The sequence below is a fragment of the Amycolatopsis sp. NPDC005961 genome (assembly GCF_040629235.1).
Lineage (GTDB): Bacteria > Actinomycetota > Actinomycetes > Mycobacteriales > Pseudonocardiaceae > Amycolatopsis > Amycolatopsis camponoti.
On the sequence record NZ_JBEXVF010000044.1, the window covers coordinates 59,484 to 77,814 of the forward strand.

Sequence of the window (18,331 nt, forward strand, 5' to 3'; positions counted from 1 at the left end):
AGCCGTCCCGTGCCCGCGGCGAGCAGATCCCTGAGTGCCATGGTTTTCCCTCCGCCTAGAGCATTCCGGCGCGGCGCCACAGCCGCTCGCTCGGGCCGCCGATCAGGTCGTTCTCCCGCAGGAACCGGACGAGCTTGCGGGCCCCGAAGGCCAGCGTCTCCCGCCGGTGCGCGCTGGTCCGCGCGGCTTCGACGGCGACGCCGGGGTCGATCCCCGCGCGCAGGTACTGGCGCGGCCGGGACAGCAGCCGCGACATCAGCAGCGCGCCGACGGCGACCACGATCCGCGCGAACTCCTTGCGCCACCACGGCGCGTCCGCCAGTTCGCGGACGAGGTCGTCGCGTGCGTACCGCACGTGCCGCGCCTCTTCCGTGACGTGGATCCGCATCACCGCACGGACCACCGGCTGCACCGACTCGTCGTCGAGGTGCTCGCGCTGCAGCGCGTCGAAGATCTCCTCGCCGATCAGCGTCGCGACCCACATCGACGGCCCGTGGAGGATCGCGGGGAGGGCTTGCGCGGAGAGTTGCAGCCAGCGGTTGTTGCGGTAGGGGCGGCCGTCGACGCGCTCGATCAGGCGCGCGAACATCGTGGAGTGCCGGCATTCGTCGGCGACCTCGGTCAGCGCGTAGTGCACGTGCCGGGTCGTCGGGTCCTGCCGGTAGGACGCGCGCAGCAGCATCTGCATGAGGATCAGCTCGAACCAGATCCCGACGCTGACGGTGTTCACGAGCTCTTGACGCGACAGCTCGATCCGCTGCGCGCGGCTGAGCGTGTCCCACAACGGCGTGCCGTAGAGGGAAACCAGCTTCTCGGGGATGAAGAACTGGTCGTCGTTCAGCGGCGCGGCCCAGTGGACGTCCACGTCCGGGTCGTAGGACAGCCGGGCGCTCGACTTGAGCAGCCGGTCCGCCGTGGCTTCACGATCGCCCATGTCCGCACCTCCCTGTGTCGTGTAACACTAGAACGCATGAAACATTTTCCGTCAAGTTGTAAACCAGCCTAGGGTTGGGGCCATGCGCGACCTCCTCAAGCACGCGCTCGAAGCCGAGCTCCCCGGCGACGAGACCGCCGAACGGATCATGGGCGCGGCGCTGACCCAGGCCGAGGACTTCGGGCTGCGCCGGTTCACCGTCGACGACGTCGCGCGCCGCGTCGGCCTCTCGCGGGTGACGATCTACCGCTACTTCCCGAAGAAGGACCAGCTGCTCAACGCGCTGGTCCTGCGGGAGATGAAGCGCTTCCTGACGAAGGTCGACGCCGTCGTCGAGGCGCAGGCGACCCCGGAGGAGAAGCTCATCGAGGGGTTGAGCTTCTCGCTGGGGTACCTGCGCGGGCACCGGCTGCTCAACCGGCTGCTGCGCACCGAGCCGGAGCTGATCCTCCCGCAGCTGACGGTGCAGGCGGGCGGCCTGTTCGCGGCGGCCCGCACCCGGATCGCGGCGCACTTCCACGCGGAGATAGCGGCGGGCCGGCTCAGCCTGCCCGCCGAGGACGTCGACGGCATGGCGGAGCTGCTGATCCGGATCGTGGTGTCGCTGGTGCTGACGCAGGAGACGGTGCTCCCGGTGGACGACGACGTCCAGCGGCGCCGGCTGGCCGAGCTGTACCTGGCGCCGATCGTCCGCTCGCTGCGCCCGGCCTAGTCGGAGACGGCTTCCGAGATCCAGGGGGCCACCGGCAGGTCCCGGTCGAGGCACTCGACCGACAGCCGGATCGTCCACCGCAACGCCTGCAGCACCAGGCTGTCCACCTCGTCGGGCGCCGCGTTGGCCAAGGCGATCTCGACCTGCTCCTGCGCCGCCTCGGTGTTGCCGTGGACCTCCGCCAGCAGCGTCCGGACGGCGGTCCGCACCGGCGGGTCGGCCTGGTCGATCGAGACCTCTTCGCCGTCTTCGTCGAAGACCTGGACCTTGACCGGCGCGCTGCCGCCGTCGCCGAGGGTGGAGACCATCGCGCTGCATTCGCCGAACAGCAGCAGCATCAACGCTTTCGTCTCGTCCGCGCGGGCCTGCGGTTCGGCGGCCGTCGGCGCGACCTCGACGAGGGCTTCGGCGTCGTCACCGAGGCTCAGCGCCGTCAGCGCGCGCTGAGCCTTCTCGACGAGCTCCTGCTCGTTCCAGTCCGCATCCACGTGCCCCATCAAACACCAGCGACGGCGGTCGTGGGGATACCTTGATCCGGGTCGGTCATCCGGCCGCGTGAAGGGCACCCAGTGCGAGCCGGGAGAGCAGTTCGGCGAGTTCGCCGTCACTGAGATGGCGGTTGTACGGTGTCGAGTTGATCAATCCGAACACGGCGTGTGCCGCCGACCGCGCCTGCCGTTCTCCCAGCTCCGGCATGGCTTCGCGAATCGCGCTGACCCACACCTCGACGTACTGCCGCTGCAGCGCGCGAACCTGCTTGCGGTCGGCGTCGGTGAGGTTCGCGAGGTTGCGCTCTTGAACGGTGATCAGGGACGGGTGCGCGAGCGCGAAGCCGACGTGGAACGCCACGAGCCCGGCCAGCGTGTCGTGCGGGGTGCCGGGCCTGGCCGCCCATGTCGTGCCGCCGTCGAGCAGGTAGCGGCTGATCGAGTTCAGCATCTCGCCGAGGATCGCGTCCTTGCTGCGGAAGTGCCGGTAGAGCGCGGGCCCGGAGATCCCGACGGCGGCGCCGATGTCGTCGATCCCGACACCGTGGAACCCGTGGTGGGCGAACAGCTCGGCGGCCGCGGCCAGGATCTGCTCGCGTCTGTTCGCCTTCTCGCCGTTCACGAGCGGAGTGGGGTTGGCCGGCATCCGGCCATATTAGAGCGGCAGGTTAGCGAGCGCTAACACCGCCGCGAGTTCGGTCCGGCGCGCGGCATCCCGAGATGCGTCCCGGTCGCGGTTAGCGAGCGCTAACACCGCGTGGCGTCCGGCTCGCCGGGAGGCGACCGGCGGGCGAACGAACTCGCAGGTTAGCGAGCGCTAACACTGTTCCCGCCTTCCGGCGTGGGCCGAGTGGGTTACTTGCAGGTAACTAGGGGTTCCTCGTGGGGCTTCCACATGCTGTGCTTTTGGGGTCGGTTCTGTCACAAAGGAGTGGCCCATGGGGGTTCCGATCCGTCTTTCGCGACGGTTTTTTCTGAGGTTGAGCACGGCTCTCGGGGCCGTCGTCCTGTCCACTCTCGGTGTCACGGGCCTCGCCCACGCCGCCGGGACCGTCTACGCCGCGCTCGGCGACTCCTACTCCTCGGGAGTCGGGGCCGGCAGCTACGGCAGTTCCGGGAGTTGCTACCGCAGCTCCAACGCCTACGGTCAGCTCTGGGCCAACGCCCACAGCGGCACGTCGTTCACCTTCCTCGCCTGCTCGGGAGCGAAGACCGGCGACGTCATCAGCCAGGCCAACTCCATCCCCTCCAACGCGACCCTGGTCACGGTCACCGTGGGCGGCAACGACGCCGGCTTCAGCGACGTGATCCAGACCTGCACCCTCGGCAGCGACGCGACCTGCACCGCGCGCGTCAACACCGCGAAGACCTACGTCAACAACACCCTGCCCGCGTTGCTGACCAATACCTACAACGCGATCAAGGCCAAGGCTCCGGGCGCCAAGCTCGTCGTCCTGTCCTACCCGCGCTTCTACACCGTGCCCGGCTCGTGCTGGGTCGGGCTCAGCGACACCAAACGGACCGCGATCAACTCCGGCGCGGACACCCTGGCGTCGGTGATCCAGTCCCGGGCGGCGTCGGCGGGCGCGACGTTCGTCGACGTGCGGCCGTCGTTCGTCGGGCACAACATCTGCTCCTCGTCCGACGACTACCTGCACAGCCTGACCTGGCCGGTGATCGAGTCCTATCACCCGACCGTGGCCGGGCAGTCGGGCGGTTACTACGCGCCGCTGCGGAACGCCATCGGCTGACGTTCCTCCCACGGAGGCCACCCCGGTTCGCCGGGGTGGCCTCTCTGTGTTCCGACGCTGCCGCATTCCGGCGACTGGACAACCCACGTTAGCGGTCGCTAACATCGAGGCGGAGGTTAACGACCGCTAACTTCGAGGGAGCCCATGGACACGCCGGTACTGGGGACGTCTGCTGCCCCGGACAGCGAGGCTTACGCCCGCAACGCGACGTCGCACGCGGAGCTGGTCGAGGACCTCCGCAAACGTTTGGCGAGCACCCGCCTCGGCGGGCCGGAGAAGTCGCGCACCCGGCACGTCGAGCGCGGCAAGCTGCTGCCGCGCGACCGCGTCGACACGCTGCTGGACCCGGGTTCGCCGTTCCTGGAGCTCTCGCCGCTGGCCGCGACCGGACTGTACGACGACGAGGCGCCCTCGGCCGGGATCATCACCGGGATCGGGCGGGTCTCCGGCCGCGAGTGCGTGGTCGTCGCCAACGACGCCACCGTCAAGGGCGGCACGTACTACCCGATGACGGTCAAGAAGCACCTGCGCGCCCAGGAGGTCGCGCTGCACAACAACCTGCCGTGCGTCTACCTGGTGGACTCCGGCGGCGCGTTCCTGCCCAGGCAGGACGAGGTCTTCCCGGATCGTGAACACTTCGGCCGGATCTTCTACAACCAGGCGACGATGTCCGCGCGCGGCATCCCGCAGATCGCCGCGGTGCTCGGCTCGTGCACCGCGGGCGGCGCCTACGTCCCGGCGATGAGCGATGAGGCCGTGATCGTCCGGAACCAGGGCACGATCTTCCTCGGCGGCCCGCCGCTGGTGAAGGCCGCGACCGGCGAGGTCGTCACGGCGGAGGAACTGGGCGGCGGCGACGTCCACTCGCGGCAGTCCGGCGTCACCGACCACCTGGCCGACGACGACGCGCACGCGCTGCGGATCGTCCGGTCCATCGTGTCGACGCTCGGGCCGCGCACGCCGCGCCCGTGGGACGTGCTGCCGACCGAGGCCCCGGCTGTCGACCCCGCCGAGCTGTACGGCGTCGTCCCGACCGACCCGCGCACACCTTACGACGTAAGGGAGGTGATCGCGCGGATCGTCGACGGCAGCCGCTTCGGCGAGTTCAAGAAGGAGTACGGGTCCACCCTGGTCACCGGCTTCGCCCGGATCCACGGCCACCCGGTAGGCATCGTCGCGAACAACGGCGTGCTGTTCGCCGAGTCCGCGATGAAGGGCGCGCACTTCATCGAGCTCTGCGACAAGCGCTCGATCCCGCTGCTGTTCCTGCAGAACATCACCGGCTTCATGGTCGGGCGCGCGTACGAAGCCGGCGGCATCGCCAAGCACGGCGCGAAGATGGTCACCGCGGTGGCCTGCGCTCGGGTGCCGAAGTTGACCGTCGTTATCGGTGGTTCCTTCGGCGCCGGCAACTACTCGATGTGCGGCCGGGCGTACTCGCCGCGGTTCCTGTGGATGTGGCCGAACGCGCGGATCTCCGTGATGGGCGGCGAGCAGGCGGCGTCGGTGCTCTCGACCGTCCGCCGCGACTCGATCGAGGCCCGCGGCGGCGAATGGTCCGCTGAGGACGAAGAAGCGTTCAAGGACCCGATCCGAGAGCAGTACGAAGCGCAGGGCAGCCCGTACTACTCGACGGCGCGGCTGTGGGACGACGGCGTGATCGACCCGGCGGACACCCGCACGGTGCTCGGCCTCGCGCTCTCGACCGCGGCCAACGCGCCCCTGTCCGATGTCAACTACGGCGTCTTCCGGATGTGATGATGTTCGACTCAGTGTTGGTCGCCAACCGCGGCGAGATCGCCGTCCGGGTCATCCGGACGCTGCGGGCGCTCGGCATCCGCGCGGTCGCGGTGTACAGCGACGCGGACGCCGAGGCTCGCCACGTGCGCGAAGCGGACACGGCCGTGCGCATCGGCCCGGCGGAAGCTTCGAAGAGCTACCTGTCCATCCCGGCGATCGTGGACGCCGCCGTGTCCTCGGGCGCGCAGGCCGTCCACCCGGGTTACGGCTTCCTGGCGGAAAACGCCGAGTTCGCCCGCGCTTGCGAGGCGGCCGGGCTCGTATTCATCGGCCCGCCGGTGGCGGCGATCGACGCCATGGGCGACAAGATCCGCGCCAAGGCGACGGTGTCGAAAGCGGGCGTCCCCGTGGTCCCCGGGGCGTCCGATGTGGACATCCCCGCCGGGGGGTTCGCCGAGGCGGCCGCGAAGGTCGGCTACCCGCTGCTGCTCAAGCCGTCCGCGGGCGGTGGCGGCAAGGGCATGCGGCTGGTCCGTGAAGAGTCCGAACTGGACGCCGCCATCGAGTCGGCGCGGCGCGAGGCCAAGGGTTCCTTCGGCGACGACACCCTGCTGATGGAGCGGTTCGTCACGACCCCGCGGCACATCGAGATCCAGGTCATGGCCGACCGCCACGGCAACGTCATCCACCTCGGCGAGCGCGAGTGCAGCCTGCAGCGACGCCACCAGAAGATCATCGAGGAAGCGCCGTCGGTGCTGCTCGACGACGTCACGCGCGAAAAGATGGGCTCGGCGGCCGCCGAAGCCGCGCGTTCGGTCGGGTACGTCGGCGCGGGCACGGTCGAGTTCATCATGTCGGCGCACGACCCGGACGAGTTCTTCTTCATGGAGATGAACACCCGGCTGCAGGTCGAGCACCCCGTCACCGAGCTGGTCACCGGCCTCGATCTGGTCGAGTGGCAGGTCCGGGTCGCGGCCGGGGAACACCTGACCGTCAAGCAGGAAGACGTCGTCCTCAATGGACACGCCGTCGAAGCGCGGGTGTACGCCGAGGACCCGGCGCGCGGGTTCATCCCGACCGGCGGGACGGTGCTGGCGGTGCACGAGCCGTCCGGCGACGGCGTCCGCGTCGACTCGTGGATGACGCGCGGCGCGGTGATCGGCTCGAACTACGACCCGATGCTGGCCAAGGTCATCGCCTGGGGCCCCGACCGCGCGGCCGCGCTGCACCGGCTCGACCGGGCGCTGGCCGACACGGCGCTGCTGGGCGTCGGTACCAACACGGCGTTCCTGCGCGGGCTGCTGGCCGACCCGGACGTCCGCGAGGGGCGTCTCGACACCGAGCTGGTCGATCGCCGTCTGTCCACTTTGGTCTCTTCGGACGTGCCGGCGGAGTTCTTCGTCGCGGCCGCTTTGGACCGCCTGCTGGAACTTCAGCCGTCCGGGTCCGTCGTGGACCCGTGGGACGTGCCGGACGGCTGGCGGATGGGCGGCTCCGGCGGGGTGACGTTCCGGCTGAAGTCCGGGCTGGCCACGGCCGTGGTCCGGGTGCAGGGCACGCCGGCCGCCGCGGTCGTCCAGGTGGACGACGCCGACGCGGTGCGGGTCTCGGCCCGGCGTGACGGCGACGTCCTGGAGATCCGCCACGCCGGTGGGTTCGACCGCTACCGCCAGGCCTGCGGTCCGGACCGGACGGTCTGGCTCGCCCGGGACGGCCTGAGCTTTCCCTTCGGTGAGCAGGAGTTCGTCCTGTCCTCACGCGGCGAGGCCGCCGGGGCCGGGCCGGTCACCAGCCCGATGCCGGGCACGGTGCTCGTCGTGAAGGTCGCCGCCGGCGACGTCGTGAAGGCCGGGACGCCGTTGCTGGTCGTCGAAGCGATGAAGATGGAGCACACGGTCACCGCGCCGATCGACGGCGTGGTCAGCGAACTCCCCGTCCGGGCCGGCCAACAGGTCGCGCTGGACGAAACCCTTGCCGTCGTAAAGCCCCAAGAGGAGCAGCAGTGATCGACTTCCGCCTGGACGAGGAGTACGAGGCCCTCCGCAAGACCGTGGAGGACTTCGCGCACGCCGAGGTCGCGCCGGTCATCGGCGAGTTGTACGAGAAGGAAGAGTTCCCGTACGCGATCGTCGCGAAGATGGCCGAGATGGGCCTGTTCGGCCTGCCGTTCCCCGAGGAGTTCGGCGGCATGGGCGGCGACTACTTCGCGCTGTGCCTCGCCCTGGAGGAGTTGGCCCGGGTCGATTCGTCGGTGGCGATCACCCTGGAGGCCGGCGTTTCGCTCGGCGCGATGCCGATCTTCCGCTTCGGGACGCAGGAGCAGAAGGAGACGTGGCTGCCTGATCTTTGCGCCGGGACGGCGTTGGGCGGCTTCGGCCTGACCGAGCCGGGTGGCGGCTCGGACGCGGGCGCGACCCGGACCCGGGCCACTTTGGACGGTGACAGCTGGGTCGTCAACGGCAGCAAGGCGTTCATCACGAACTCGGGCACGGACATCACGCGCCTGGTCACCGTCACGGCCGTGACGGACGTGATGGAGAACGGCCGCAAGGAGATCTCGGCGATCCTGATCCCGTCGGGGACGCCGGGCTTCGAGGTGGCGCCGAAGTACTCGAAGGTCGGCTGGAACTGCTCGGACACGCACGAACTGTCCTTTTCGGACGTCCGCGTCCCGGCGGAGAACCTGGTCGGCACCCGTGGCCGCGGGTACGCCCAGTTCCTGTCCATTTTGGACGAAGGTCGCGTCGCGATCGCCGCGCTGTCGGTGGGTCTGGCGCAGGGCTGCGTCGACGAGTGCCTGCAGTACGTGAAGGACCGCGTCGCGTTCGGCAAGCGGATCGGGGAGTACCAGGCGATCCAGTTCAAGATCGCCGATATGGAGGTCCGCACGCACACGGCCCGCCTGGCGTACTACCAGGCGGCGTCGAAGATGCTGCGCGGCGAGCCGTTCAAGAAGGAAGCGTCGATCGCGAAGCTGGTGGCCTCGAACGCGGCCATGGACAACGCGCGCGACGCGACCCAGATCTTCGGCGGCTACGGCTTCATGAACGAGTACCCGGTGAGCCGCTTCTACCGCGACGCGAAGATCCTGGAGATCGGCGAGGGGACGAGCGAGGTCCAGAAGATGCTGATCTCGCGCCACCTCGGCGTCGCCTGACGTGCGCCGAGGGGCACCTCCCGCGGAGGTGCCCCTCGGTGGTCACTGCGGTTGTTGCTGTTGCTGCTTCTTGTCTTCCTCGGCCCAGGCGGCCTCCGCCTGCATCTGGATGTCGGTGAGGCCGCGGTCGACCTGCACGATGTCCTTGCCTGCCCAGCCCGCGAAGTTCTTCGAGCTCTTGGCGTCGGACAGCGCCTTCAGCATCGGGTAGTAGTCCGGGGCCTTGGCCTTCAACCAGTCGTCGACGAACTTCATCTTCTTGTAGCTGTCGCCGAACTTCGTCTTCAGCCAGTCCTCGTGCTTCTTGATCGTCGAGACGTCGTGGTCGCTCAGGTGCGACTTCGGCGGCGTCGGCTTCGGCGGCTCCGGTGGCTTCGGCAGCGGCCGAGAGAAGTTGGGGGTGGTGCCGTCGCCGGGCGGCCGCGTGCTCGGGGTGGCGCCACCACCAGGAGGACCGTCGTGGGTGACCGCCGTGCCCGGCGGGGGCAGCGGCCGCGAGAAGTTCGGGGTGGTGCCGTCGCCCGGCGGCCGGGTGCTGGGCGTGGCGCCGCCACCAGGGCCGTTGTGGGTGATCGCGGTGCCCGGCGGCGGCATCGGCGTCATCTCGTGGCCCGCGCTCGACGAGGAGCCCGGCTTGCCCTTGACCAGCTTCGACAGGCCGGTGAGCCGGGCCAGCGTGCGGCCGGCGTAGGCGACGACCTTGGCGAGCTTCGCCATCATCGCGGCGACCTGCACCGAGACGGTCGCGACGCACTTGGTCACCCCGACGGCGATGGACGCTCCGAAGGTGGGGATGGCGAGCGCGAGCGCGATCAGCATCGTGGAGATGATGTCGCCGAGGATCGTCGTGATGATGTCGCGCAGCAGCGAGCGGACCGCGCCGATCAGGGCGCCGGTGGTCTCGACCATGTAGCCGGCGACGTCGGCCGCCTTGGCGTTCGCGTCGATCCAGCCCTTCCGGTCGTTGATCGACTTGAGGAAGCTGTCGTAGCCCTTGCCCTGCCACTGGGTGATCGTCGCCTTGAGCGTGTCGTCCAGCGAGGTGCCGGTGTTGCGCAGCGACTCGCCGATCTTGTGCAGCTCGTTGGCGATCTTCGTGACCTCGGCGGGGTTGCCCGCGACCTGGTCCAGCGGCCACTTCAGGAACGAGACGTGCTCGATCAGCCAGCCCAGGCCCGCCGCGATCAGCTTCGCGAGCGGGTCCATGGCGAACGCGACGGTGTCGAGCACGGCGCTGATGACGTTGATGCCCAGCTCGACGCTGACGGCCGCGAGGTCGCCGCCGTGCTCGGTCTGGACCTTGCCGATCGAGTCGCCGACCTGCTTCCAGCTGTCGAAGACGCCGGCGCCGGTCGTGGAGTTCGAGGCCGTGATGGGGACGGTCATTTGCCCAGCTCCGTTTCGAAGGTGCTCAGACCCTGTGCCGTGTTCGCGTCGTGGGTCGAGTAGGTCTCGGCGGCCTTCTTCACGTCCTCGGCCGACTTGCCGATGTCCCCGACGAGCTTGTTGATCTCACCGGTGATCGCGGCGATCGTGATCCGCGAGGGCACGGCGAGCACCTGTGCGAGCAGGATGCCGAACGCGGCGTTGTCGAACCCGTTGGCGGCCTGCATCCGGTTCGCGGCGTCCTGCACCGCCGGTTGCGTGGTGCCGGACAGGAACTGGCTGAACTTCTGCAGCTCGGCCGGGTCGACCGAGAAACCTTCTCCGGAAACCACCGGTTCTTCTCCCTACTACCAGGGGTTGCTTTCGCCGTCGTCCTCTTCCGGCGCGGGCCGGGGACGACGTCGCGGCGGACCTTGCTGCGGCGGCGGCTGCTGTTGCTGAGGAGGAAGAGGCGGCGGCGGGCGATGCGGTGGCGCGGGCGGCCGCGGCGGACGGTCGTCGGCCTCCTGCTCCGGCATGAACACGTCGCTCTTGCCCGGCTGCGTCGCCTCGGGCTGCTCGGGTGCCGGCAGGAACTCGTCCAGCAGTTCGCGGGCGTCCGAGTTCTCGCCCACCATGCCGCTGAACGCGTCGGCGACCTGGGCCGAGACCTTCTGCTGCGCGCGGCCGATCAGCTGCATCACCAGGCTGGACAAGGCTTGCGGGGGACGCTCGTACGCGCGGGGGCCGAACCGGAGCTCCTGCAGGACCCCGCTCGGGCCGACGGTCACCGAGACCGCTCCGTCCGGCGCTTGCACCGTGGCGACGGCGGATCGGAGCCGTTCCTGGGCTTCCGCGGCTTTTGCCCGGATTTCCTCGAGTTCGACGGTGAACGCGGCCAGCGGATCGTCGCCGGGGGGCACTGACTGGGTCAATTTGTCCTCGTCGCGAGAGAGGTTGTGAACGGAGAAAGTCAATCAGCGCTTCTTGAAGCTCGGATGACACGAACCGGACCGCCGGCTGAACGCGGTGTGGATCGGCGAAGTCGGCACGCGAGTACGCGTGGTGCGGTAAACAAGGGCATGGACAACACCGTCATCCGATCGGGTGACTCTGGGGACGCTGACACGCTGCTGGGCTTCTTCGACGAAGCCGTCGAATGGCTCGTCGCGCGGGGCAGTGCGAAGCAGTGGGGGACCGAGCCGTGGAGCCGCGTCCCGAAGCGCGTCGAGCGCGTCAAGGGGATGGCCGCGGACCCCGGTCTGCGCATCGCGATGGTCGACGGCGAACCCGCCGGCGCGCTGATCGTCTCGGAGGAGCACGACCCGCACGTCCCGTCGGTTAACGAGCGTGAACTGTACGTCCGGCTGCTGATCACGTCGCGGCGGTTCACCGGTCGGCGCGTCGGCGGGCGTCTTGTCGAGTACGCGCTCGACGAGGCGCGGCGGCGCGGCATCGACCTCGTGCGCGTCGACTGCTGGGCCGGCGGCGACGGCGCCCTGCAGCGCTACTACGAGAGCCAGGGCTTCAAGCCGACGGTGCGGTTCCACGTCGAAGACTGGGTCGGGCAGGTCTTCGAACAACGCGTGGGGTAGCGCGAACCCGCGCCAGGGGTGACACTGTTGACGCAGTGCCAACAGACGAAGGAGTCGCCATGGCCGAGGAGCTCGCGGGCAAGGTTGTCGTCATCACCGGCGGCGGGCAGGGGATCGGCGCGGCGACCGCGTCGGCGCTGTCCAAGCTGGGCGCGAAGGTGGTGATCGGCGACCTCGACCAGGTCCGGGCCGAGAAAACCGCCGGGGAGCTGGACGCCGAGGCGCTGCCGCTGGACGTCACCGACATCCGCGCGTTCACCGAGTTCCTCGACGAGGTCGAACGCCGGCACGGCCGGATCGACGTCCTGATCAACAACGCCGGGATCATGCCGCTCGGCGAGCTGGAGGGGGAGAGCGACGCGACCACCCGGCGTCAGATCGAAATCAACCTGCACGCCGTCATCCACGGCACCCGCGAAGCGATGAAGCGGATGCGGCCGCGGCGGTCCGGGCACATCGTCAACGTCGCTTCCTTCGCGGGCAAAGCGGGTTTTCCGGGCGCGGCGACGTACTGCGCGACCAAGCACGCCGTCGTCGGGCTGTCCGAAGCGGTGCACCTCGAGCTGCACGGATCCGGCGTCCACGTCTCGTGCGTCATGCCCGCGATCGTCCGGACGGAGCTCGCGAGCGGCCTCGGCGAGGCGAAGCTGTTCAAGTCGTCGCGCCCGGAGGACGTGGCCGACGCCATCGTGGCCACGCTGCGCAAGCCTCGTCTCGAGGTCTTCGTGCCCCGATCCGTGGGAACTATGGGCAAGCTCACCCGGCTGCTGCCGCGGCGGGCCGGCGAAGCGCTCGCTCGTGCTCTGAAGGCGGACCAGCTTTTGGCCTCAGCGGCCCATTCCCCGGCCCGCGCGGACTACGAGGCGCGAGCCGCCGAGAGCGCCCCCGGGGCGGGCACGGAGTAACTCGGACGGCCTAGCGACTGTCCGAATTGGACGTGGGCGGTGTTGAGTCCCCCGGCCTGACCGGGCAAGATTGACCGGAAGTGCCCAGGGACGTCGCAGGAGGCTTTCGAAATGGTTTCACCGCCCGCACGATTGGCCGCGGCGGCGTCGAACGTGGTCGGCAAGGTGCTGCACGGCGGGGTCGCCGATCTGCGCCCGATGCCGCGGGTGCTGATCGACCAGGGCCCCAACCGCTCGGTGTACCGGATGACGCACAGCAGCCGTCCGGTGTCCGGGCCGCCGATCCTGCTGGTGCCGCCGCTGGCCGCGCCGGCGATCTGCTTCGACCTGCGCCGCGGGTGCAGTCTCATCGAGCACCTGGTCGAGGGCGGTCGCAACGCGTACCTCGTCGACTACGGCATGGTCGCCTTCTCGGACCGGCGCCTCGGCATCGAGCACTGGATCGACGAGGTCCTGCCGCGCGCGATCCGCAAGGTGAGCGCCGACAACGGTGGCCAGGCCGTGCACCTGGTGTCGTGGTCGCTGGGCGGGATTTTCTCGTTGCTGGTGAACGCGGACCAGCCGGACCTGCCGATCGCGTCGATCACCGCGATCGGCTCCCCGGTGGACTTCACGGCGATCCCGATCATCGCGCCGTTCCGCCCGCTGGTGGACCTGACGAACGGCCACCTGCTGACGCCGATCTACCGCGCGTTCGGCGGCGCACCGTCCTATTTGGTCAGTCGCGTGTTCCGCGCGACGGGCATCAGCAAGGAGATCACGAAGCCGATCGCGATCCTTTCGCACCTCGACGACCGCGACTACCTCGCGCAGATCGAGGCGGTCGACCACTTCATGGGCAACATGTACGCCTACCCGGGCCGGACGTTCGGCCAGCTGTACCACCGCTTGTTCCGCACGAACGACCTGGCGGAGGGCAAGGTGGACCTCAACGGGCGCATCATCTCGCTGTCGTCGGTGCGGGTCCCGACGCTGGTGGTGGCGGGCGAGAACGACACGATCGCGCCGCGGCCGTCGGTGGAGCGGGTGGTGGAGCTGCTGGACAAGGCCCCGGAGGTCCGCTTCAAGACGGCGCCGGGCGGGCACCTCGGCGTCCTGACGGGCCGCAAGGCGCGCGGCACGACGTGGCGCTACCTGGACGAGTTCCTCGACGACCAGGTTTCGGGGTCAGCCGACTAGGTCGATCTCGAAGGGTTCGGCCGCGCTGTAGCGGACGTCCGCCCAGACCGCGCCGGGCAGGTCGTAGCGCCGGTGCGACGTCAGCTTCGGGTCGTGGCCCGGGATCTGCGCGGGGTTGTGGCCGACGCCCGCGCGATCCGAACCCCACGCGAAGACGTTCGACACCCACATCGGCCGCGCGAAGCCGTCTCCGCCCAGCCGCGGCCGGATGACGATCGCCCCACCGGCGCTGCCGGCGAGGTAGACGCGCACGACGTGCTCCCCGGCGTCCGGCGGCGTGACGGTGACGCGCTCGAGGATTTCGACGCCCGTCTGGGGTGCGGTGGCGGTGGGGTTGGCGGCGCGTTCGCGCAGCCAGGCGGTGTCGATGCCGACGGGGTCGATCTTGCGGCCGACGGGAACGCAGACGTCCTTGTGCCCGGCGTACCGTTCGACGCCGCGGTTCATGTAACGCAGCAACGCGGCGACAAGCTTCGGGTAGGCGTCGAGCTGCGCGGGCGTCCAGCCCCCGTTGCCGGCGGACTCGGCTTCGATGCCGAGGAACTCGTCGTTGACATCGAGGAACCCGAGCCAGCGCGAGGCACCGGCGTGATAAGCACACCCGGCGGCGACGACGTAGACGGTGCCGCTGCGCCCGAGCCCGAGGTTGCACAGCGGCCCGGCGAGATCGGCCCGGCCCCGCGTGACGATGTCGAGCGAGGGGTAGTCACCGGGAGCGGAGTCGGCGGTGGCGGTGTGGTGCCCGACCACCCCTTCGACGACGCGCATGCCGCCGTGGCCGCGGGTCTGCCACCCGGGCACCTCGACAACGGGATAACCGGTGCTGCGAGCGGCATCGACGAGCCAGGGAACGTACAAGGATCAGCCCTCCGGCTCGTCGTAGGCCCCGGAGTCCGCCTCGGTATCGGGAGCATCATGAGCGGCAATCCGCGCGGCGAGGGCTTCCCGGGCTTCGTCAAGGGTTTTCGGCTGCTGCCGACCTTCGTCCCATCCTTCGGCGGCCCATTCTTCGGGCGTCTTGATGGGCGTCGGGTCGCCGGGAGCGTGCACGACGGGCTGGTCGGTCTCGGTGGGTTCAGTCACGATCGGCCTCCGGACCGCGAGGGTACCGGAGGCCGACCACTCCCCGCTTCTACTTCAGCTCGGCGCTCGTCTTCCCGAGAATTCGGCGAGCGACGATCAACTGCTGAATCTGCTGCGTCCCCTCGAAAATATCGAGGATCTTGGCGTCCCGCGCCCACTTTTCGAGCAAAGACTCCTCACCGTAAGCCCCGGTCAGCTCGACGCACTTCAGCGCGATCTCCACCACCGACCGACCCGCCTTGGCCTTCGCCATCGACGCCTGCAGGGAGTTCGGCTTGCAGTTGTCGGCCATCCACGCGGATTCGAGCGTCAGCAGGTACGCCGACTCGTAGTCCGCCTCCAGGCGCAGGAATTCCGCCGCCGCCGCGTGCTGGGAGTTCGCCGGGCGGTCGTAGTCGATCACCACGCCCGCCTCGGTCAAGATCCGCCGAGTCTCCTCCAGTGCCGCCCGCGCCACGCCGATCGCCATTGCCGCCACCAGCGGCCGGGTGTTGTCGAACGTCTGCATGACGCCCGCGAAACCCTTGGCCGTATCGATCTCCGGGCTGCCCAGCAGGTTCTCCGCCGGCACCCGGCAGTTCTCGAAGCGCAGCACCGCCGTGTCCGAAGCGCGGATGCCGAGCTTGTGCTCGACGCGCACCACCTCGAAGCCCGGCGTCCCCTTCTCCACCACGAACGACTTGATCGCCGCGCGGCCCTTGGACTTGTCCAGCGTCGCCCACACGACCACCGCGTCCGCGCGCTCGCCCGACGTCACGAAGATCTTCTCGCCGTTCAGCACGTAGTGGTCGCCGTCGAGCCGGGCCGTTGTGCTGACCGCCGCCGAGTCCGAGCCGAACGACGGCTCGGTGATCGCCATCGCCGCCCACATGCCGGAGAAGCGCTCGAGCTGCTCGTCCGTCGCCACCGAGCCGATCGCCGCGTTGCCGAGGCCCTGGCGCGGCATCGACAGCAGCAGGCCGACGTCGCCCCAGCACATCTCGATCGTGCCGAGGACCACGTTCAGGTTGGCGCCGTTGCGGTTGCCCTTCTCCTTGTCGTCGGAGCCGGACCGGCGGACACCCGCCGCGCCCGCGCCGCCCTCGCCGGAGGAGTTGAGGCCGTCCAGCAGCGCCGCGAACATGTCCAGCTCGCTCGGGTACGTGTGCTCCGCGCGGTCGTACTTGCGCGAGATCGGCCGGAACACCTCGGCCGCGGCCTGGTACGCCTGGTTGATCAGCGCGCCGGCCTTCTTGGGAGCTTCCAAGTTAATCATCGTTAACGCCTTTCCGAAGCCTAGAGAAGGACGGCGCCTTCCATGACGCCGATGGCCCGCAGGTCCCGGTACCAGCGCTCGACGGGGTGCTCCTTCACGAAGCCGTGCCCGCCCAGCAGCTGCACACCCGCGCTGCCGATCTGCATGCCCTTGTCCGTGGCCAGTTTCCGGGCCAGCGCGACCTCCCGCGCGTACGGCTTGCCCTGCTCGGCCCGCGCCGCCGCGCGCAGCGTCACCAGCCGCAGGCCCTCCAGCTCGATCGCGATGTCGGCGACGGAGAACGCCACCGCCTGCCGGTGGCTGATCGGCTCGCCGAACGCGACCCGCTCGTTGACGTAGGGGACGACGTAGTCGAGGACGGCCTTCGCGGTGCCGGCGGCCAGCGCCGCCCAGCCCAGCCGCGAGAGTCGGACGAGGTCCGTGAAGACGTCGAGCTTGCCGCCGCCGAGCAGCGCGCCCGCGGGCAGGTTCACGCGTTCGAGGTGCAGCTTGCCGGTCGCGGCGCCGCGCAGGCCCATGGCCGGTTCGGACTCGATGGTCACGCCGGCGTTCGACGACTCGACCAGGAACAGCGCCGGGCCGCGGCCTTCGAGGTCGGCCGACACGATGAACAACTCGGCCTGCGCCGCGCGCGGGACCAGCGACTTGACGCCGTCGAGCTGGTAGCCCTTCGGCGTGCGACGCGCCTTCGTCGCGGGCTTGAACGGGTCGTAGAGCGCCTTCTGCTCCTGCAGCACCAGCGCCGCGGCGGGCACGTTCTCGCCGACGAACGCGGGCAGGTAGTCGGCCTGCTGCTGCTCGTCACCCCAGCTGACCAGCGCGGTGCTCACCGCGGACGGCGCGAGCACGGCCACGGCCAGGCCGAGGTCCCCGTGCGCGAGCGCTTCCGCGACGAGCGCGTTGGTGACGACCGAGCGTTCGGTGCCGACGCCGCCGAGCTCCTCGGGGATGCCGACCAGGCTGATGCCCAGCTCGGCGGCCCGGGTCAGCAGTCCTTCGGGTGCCTCGAGCTTGGCGTCGGCGTCCGCGGCGGCCGGGCGCAGCTGCTCGGCGGCGAACTCCGTCACGGTCTCGACGATGAGCTGCTGGTCCTCGCTCGGTGTGAGGTCGAACAGCCCGGTGTCGGACGACGGCGCGAGCCGGGCGGGCTTGCCCAGCTTCTGCACCGACTTGAACGACCGGGTCGCGGCGCCGGCGACGCGGAAGCCGTTGCGCGTCCCCGCGGTGACCAGGCCTTCGATGGGCTTGCGCAGCCCCGCCCGATCGACGACCTTGCTCCCGGCCAGCCGGGTCAGCGCGGAAAGGCCCCAGCCCATCGCGTCCCGTTTCCTTGGCGCAGCCATGTGGCCCTCCATCCGTTACCTACTCGTGAGTAGGTTAACGCGGGAGTCGCTTCGGCGCCAGTGGGGGCCGACCTTACGACGTAAGTCGCGCCGAAATCTCCCACAGCTCGCGAGCGTCGGCGTCGTCCCGCCGCCGTTCGAGCTTCGGCCGCTCGCCCTTCCGGCCGCCCGGGCCGACGTAGGCGTTGCCCGGGATGTCCTCGGTCGCGGCGAACAGGATGGGCAGCGCGCCGTACTCCGCCTTCTTCTGCGCGATGACCGGGTAGAGCGCCCTCAACGCCAGGGCCTGCACGCCGCCGTAGTGCCGGTCGATCCCGGTGCGCGCGACGCCGGGGTGCGCGGCGACGGCCCGGACCGCGCTCCCGGACTCGGTCAGCCGCCGCTGCAACTCCTGGGTGAACAGCAAGTTCGCCAGCTTCGACTGCGCGTACGCCCCCATCTCGGAGTATCGGCGGTGCTCCCAGTTCAGGTCGTCGAGACGGAGCCGTCCCCGCCGCGACAGCCCGGACGAGACGGTGACGACCCGGCCGGTGAGGTGCGGCAGCAGCAGGTTCGTCAGCAGGAACGGGCCGAAGTGGTTGACGGCCATGTGCGTCTCGAAGCCGTCGGCGGTCTTCCCGTACGGCACGGCCATGACCCCGGCGTTGTTGATCAGGACGTCGAGGTCGCCGGACCAGCCGCCGGCGAACTCGCGCACGGAGGCCAGGTCGGCGAGGTCGAGGTGCCGGATGGAGCGCTCGCGGCCGCAGGTGTGGGACGTGCTGGAAGAGGTCATCACCGGTCACCCGGTGATGCTGAACCGCGCGCCGACGCTGCACCGCCTC

Annotated in this window: 19 protein-coding genes; 8 read left to right on the plus strand and 11 right to left on the minus strand. The window is 69.8% G+C overall.

Annotated features, from left to right (window positions below):
• Positions 1–55: 55 nt before the first annotated feature.
• The gene (locus ABZ342_RS31925) at positions 56–934 is read right to left on the minus strand and encodes a diiron oxygenase (RefSeq protein ID WP_360480791.1); all 879 of its coding nucleotides are present in this window, start codon (positions 932–934) and stop codon (positions 56–58) included.
• 82 nt (positions 935–1,016) lie between these two features.
• On the opposite strand from ABZ342_RS31925, the gene ABZ342_RS31930 reads away from it, so the two are divergent.
• The gene (locus tag ABZ342_RS31930) at positions 1,017–1,646 is read left to right on the plus strand and encodes a TetR/AcrR family transcriptional regulator (protein ID WP_155541160.1); all 630 of its coding nucleotides are present in this window, start codon (positions 1,017–1,019) and stop codon (positions 1,644–1,646) included.
• On the opposite strand, the gene ABZ342_RS31935 is transcribed toward ABZ342_RS31930, so the two are convergent.
• Positions 1,643–2,143, minus strand: coding sequence for a hypothetical protein (locus tag ABZ342_RS31935; RefSeq protein WP_155541161.1), 501 nt, complete (start codon positions 2,141–2,143; stop codon positions 1,643–1,645). The two genes, ABZ342_RS31930 and ABZ342_RS31935, sit on opposite strands and share 4 nt — an antisense overlap.
• Before the next feature lie 46 nt (positions 2,144–2,189).
• Entirely contained in the window at positions 2,190–2,780 is a 591-nt protein-coding gene (locus ABZ342_RS31940; protein WP_196425171.1) for a TetR/AcrR family transcriptional regulator, read from the minus strand.
• A gap of 334 nt (positions 2,781–3,114) precedes the next feature.
• Between ABZ342_RS31940 and ABZ342_RS31945 the strand changes: the two genes are divergently transcribed.
• The 4 genes from ABZ342_RS31945 to ABZ342_RS31960 all read left to right on the plus strand — a co-directional run bounded on the left by ABZ342_RS31945 (position 3,115) and on the right by ABZ342_RS31960 (position 8,782).
• Positions 3,115–3,885, plus strand: coding sequence for an SGNH/GDSL hydrolase family protein (locus ABZ342_RS31945; protein WP_155541162.1), 771 nt, complete (start codon positions 3,115–3,117; stop codon positions 3,883–3,885).
• Positions 3,886–4,029: 144 nt separating this feature from the next.
• Complete coding sequence (locus ABZ342_RS31950) at positions 4,030–5,643, plus strand: carboxyl transferase domain-containing protein (protein WP_360480796.1); 1,614 nt, start codon at positions 4,030–4,032, stop codon at positions 5,641–5,643.
• Positions 5,644–5,645: 2 nt separating this feature from the next.
• On the plus strand, positions 5,646–7,631 hold the full coding sequence (locus ABZ342_RS31955; RefSeq protein ID WP_360480799.1) for an acetyl-CoA carboxylase biotin carboxylase subunit: 1,986 nt from the start codon (positions 5,646–5,648) through the stop codon (positions 7,629–7,631).
• Positions 7,628–8,782, plus strand: a complete 1,155-nt coding sequence (locus ABZ342_RS31960; protein ID WP_155541165.1) for an acyl-CoA dehydrogenase family protein — start codon at positions 7,628–7,630, stop codon at positions 8,780–8,782. The genes ABZ342_RS31955 and ABZ342_RS31960 overlap by 4 nt, the downstream gene beginning before the upstream one ends.
• 42 nt (positions 8,783–8,824) lie before the next feature.
• Here ABZ342_RS31960 and ABZ342_RS31965 read toward each other — a convergent pair whose 3' ends face one another.
• Genes ABZ342_RS31965 through ABZ342_RS31975 form a run of 3 tightly spaced genes read right to left on the minus strand, consistent with a single transcriptional unit; the run spans position 8,825 to position 11,082 of the window.
• Complete coding sequence (locus tag ABZ342_RS31965) at positions 8,825–10,168, minus strand: hypothetical protein (protein WP_360480802.1); 1,344 nt, start codon at positions 10,166–10,168, stop codon at positions 8,825–8,827.
• Positions 10,165–10,500, minus strand: coding sequence for a hypothetical protein (locus ABZ342_RS31970; protein WP_155541167.1), 336 nt, complete (start codon positions 10,498–10,500; stop codon positions 10,165–10,167). Before ABZ342_RS31970 ends, ABZ342_RS31965 begins: the two co-directional genes overlap by 4 nt.
• A gap of 15 nt (positions 10,501–10,515) precedes the next feature.
• Entirely contained in the window at positions 10,516–11,082 is a 567-nt protein-coding gene (locus tag ABZ342_RS31975; protein ID WP_360480805.1) for a YbaB/EbfC family nucleoid-associated protein, read from the minus strand.
• 147 nt (positions 11,083–11,229) lie between these two features.
• Between ABZ342_RS31975 and ABZ342_RS31980 the strand changes: the two genes are divergently transcribed.
• The 3 genes from ABZ342_RS31980 to ABZ342_RS31990 all read left to right on the plus strand — a co-directional run bounded on the left by ABZ342_RS31980 (position 11,230) and on the right by ABZ342_RS31990 (position 13,826).
• The gene (locus ABZ342_RS31980) at positions 11,230–11,742 is read left to right on the plus strand and encodes a GNAT family N-acetyltransferase (protein ID WP_360480808.1); all 513 of its coding nucleotides are present in this window, start codon (positions 11,230–11,232) and stop codon (positions 11,740–11,742) included.
• A 59-nt stretch (positions 11,743–11,801) separates the two neighbouring features.
• Entirely contained in the window at positions 11,802–12,647 is an 846-nt protein-coding gene (locus tag ABZ342_RS31985; RefSeq protein WP_360480811.1) for an SDR family oxidoreductase, read from the plus strand.
• Between the two features lie 111 nt (positions 12,648–12,758).
• Positions 12,759–13,826, plus strand: a complete 1,068-nt coding sequence (locus tag ABZ342_RS31990; RefSeq protein WP_360480814.1) for an alpha/beta fold hydrolase — start codon at positions 12,759–12,761, stop codon at positions 13,824–13,826.
• On the opposite strand, the gene ABZ342_RS31995 is transcribed toward ABZ342_RS31990, so the two are convergent.
• The 5 genes from ABZ342_RS31995 to ABZ342_RS32015 form a co-directional block, all read right to left on the minus strand.
• Positions 13,815–14,627 (minus strand): N-acetylmuramoyl-L-alanine amidase, encoded by an 813-nt coding sequence (locus tag ABZ342_RS31995; protein ID WP_360480817.1) that lies wholly within the window; start codon positions 14,625–14,627, stop codon positions 13,815–13,817. The two genes, ABZ342_RS31990 and ABZ342_RS31995, sit on opposite strands and share 12 nt — an antisense overlap.
• Before the next feature lie 60 nt (positions 14,628–14,687).
• Positions 14,688–14,909 carry a hypothetical protein gene (locus ABZ342_RS32000; RefSeq protein WP_155541172.1) on the minus strand — a complete coding sequence of 74 codons (222 nt, stop codon included), beginning with the start codon at positions 14,907–14,909 and terminating at the stop codon, positions 14,688–14,690.
• Positions 14,910–14,958: 49 nt separating this feature from the next.
• Entirely contained in the window at positions 14,959–16,164 is a 1,206-nt protein-coding gene (locus ABZ342_RS32005; RefSeq protein WP_360480820.1) for an acyl-CoA dehydrogenase family protein, read from the minus strand.
• Positions 16,165–16,184: 20 nt separating this feature from the next.
• Entirely contained in the window at positions 16,185–17,480 is a 1,296-nt protein-coding gene (locus ABZ342_RS32010) for an acyl-CoA dehydrogenase family protein (protein ID WP_360480831.1), read from the minus strand.
• A gap of 100 nt (positions 17,481–17,580) precedes the next feature.
• Positions 17,581–18,282: an SDR family NAD(P)-dependent oxidoreductase gene (locus ABZ342_RS32015; RefSeq protein WP_360480824.1), complete on the minus strand. Its 702-nt coding sequence runs from the start codon at positions 18,280–18,282 to the stop codon at positions 17,581–17,583.
• Positions 18,283–18,331 lie beyond the last annotated feature (49 nt).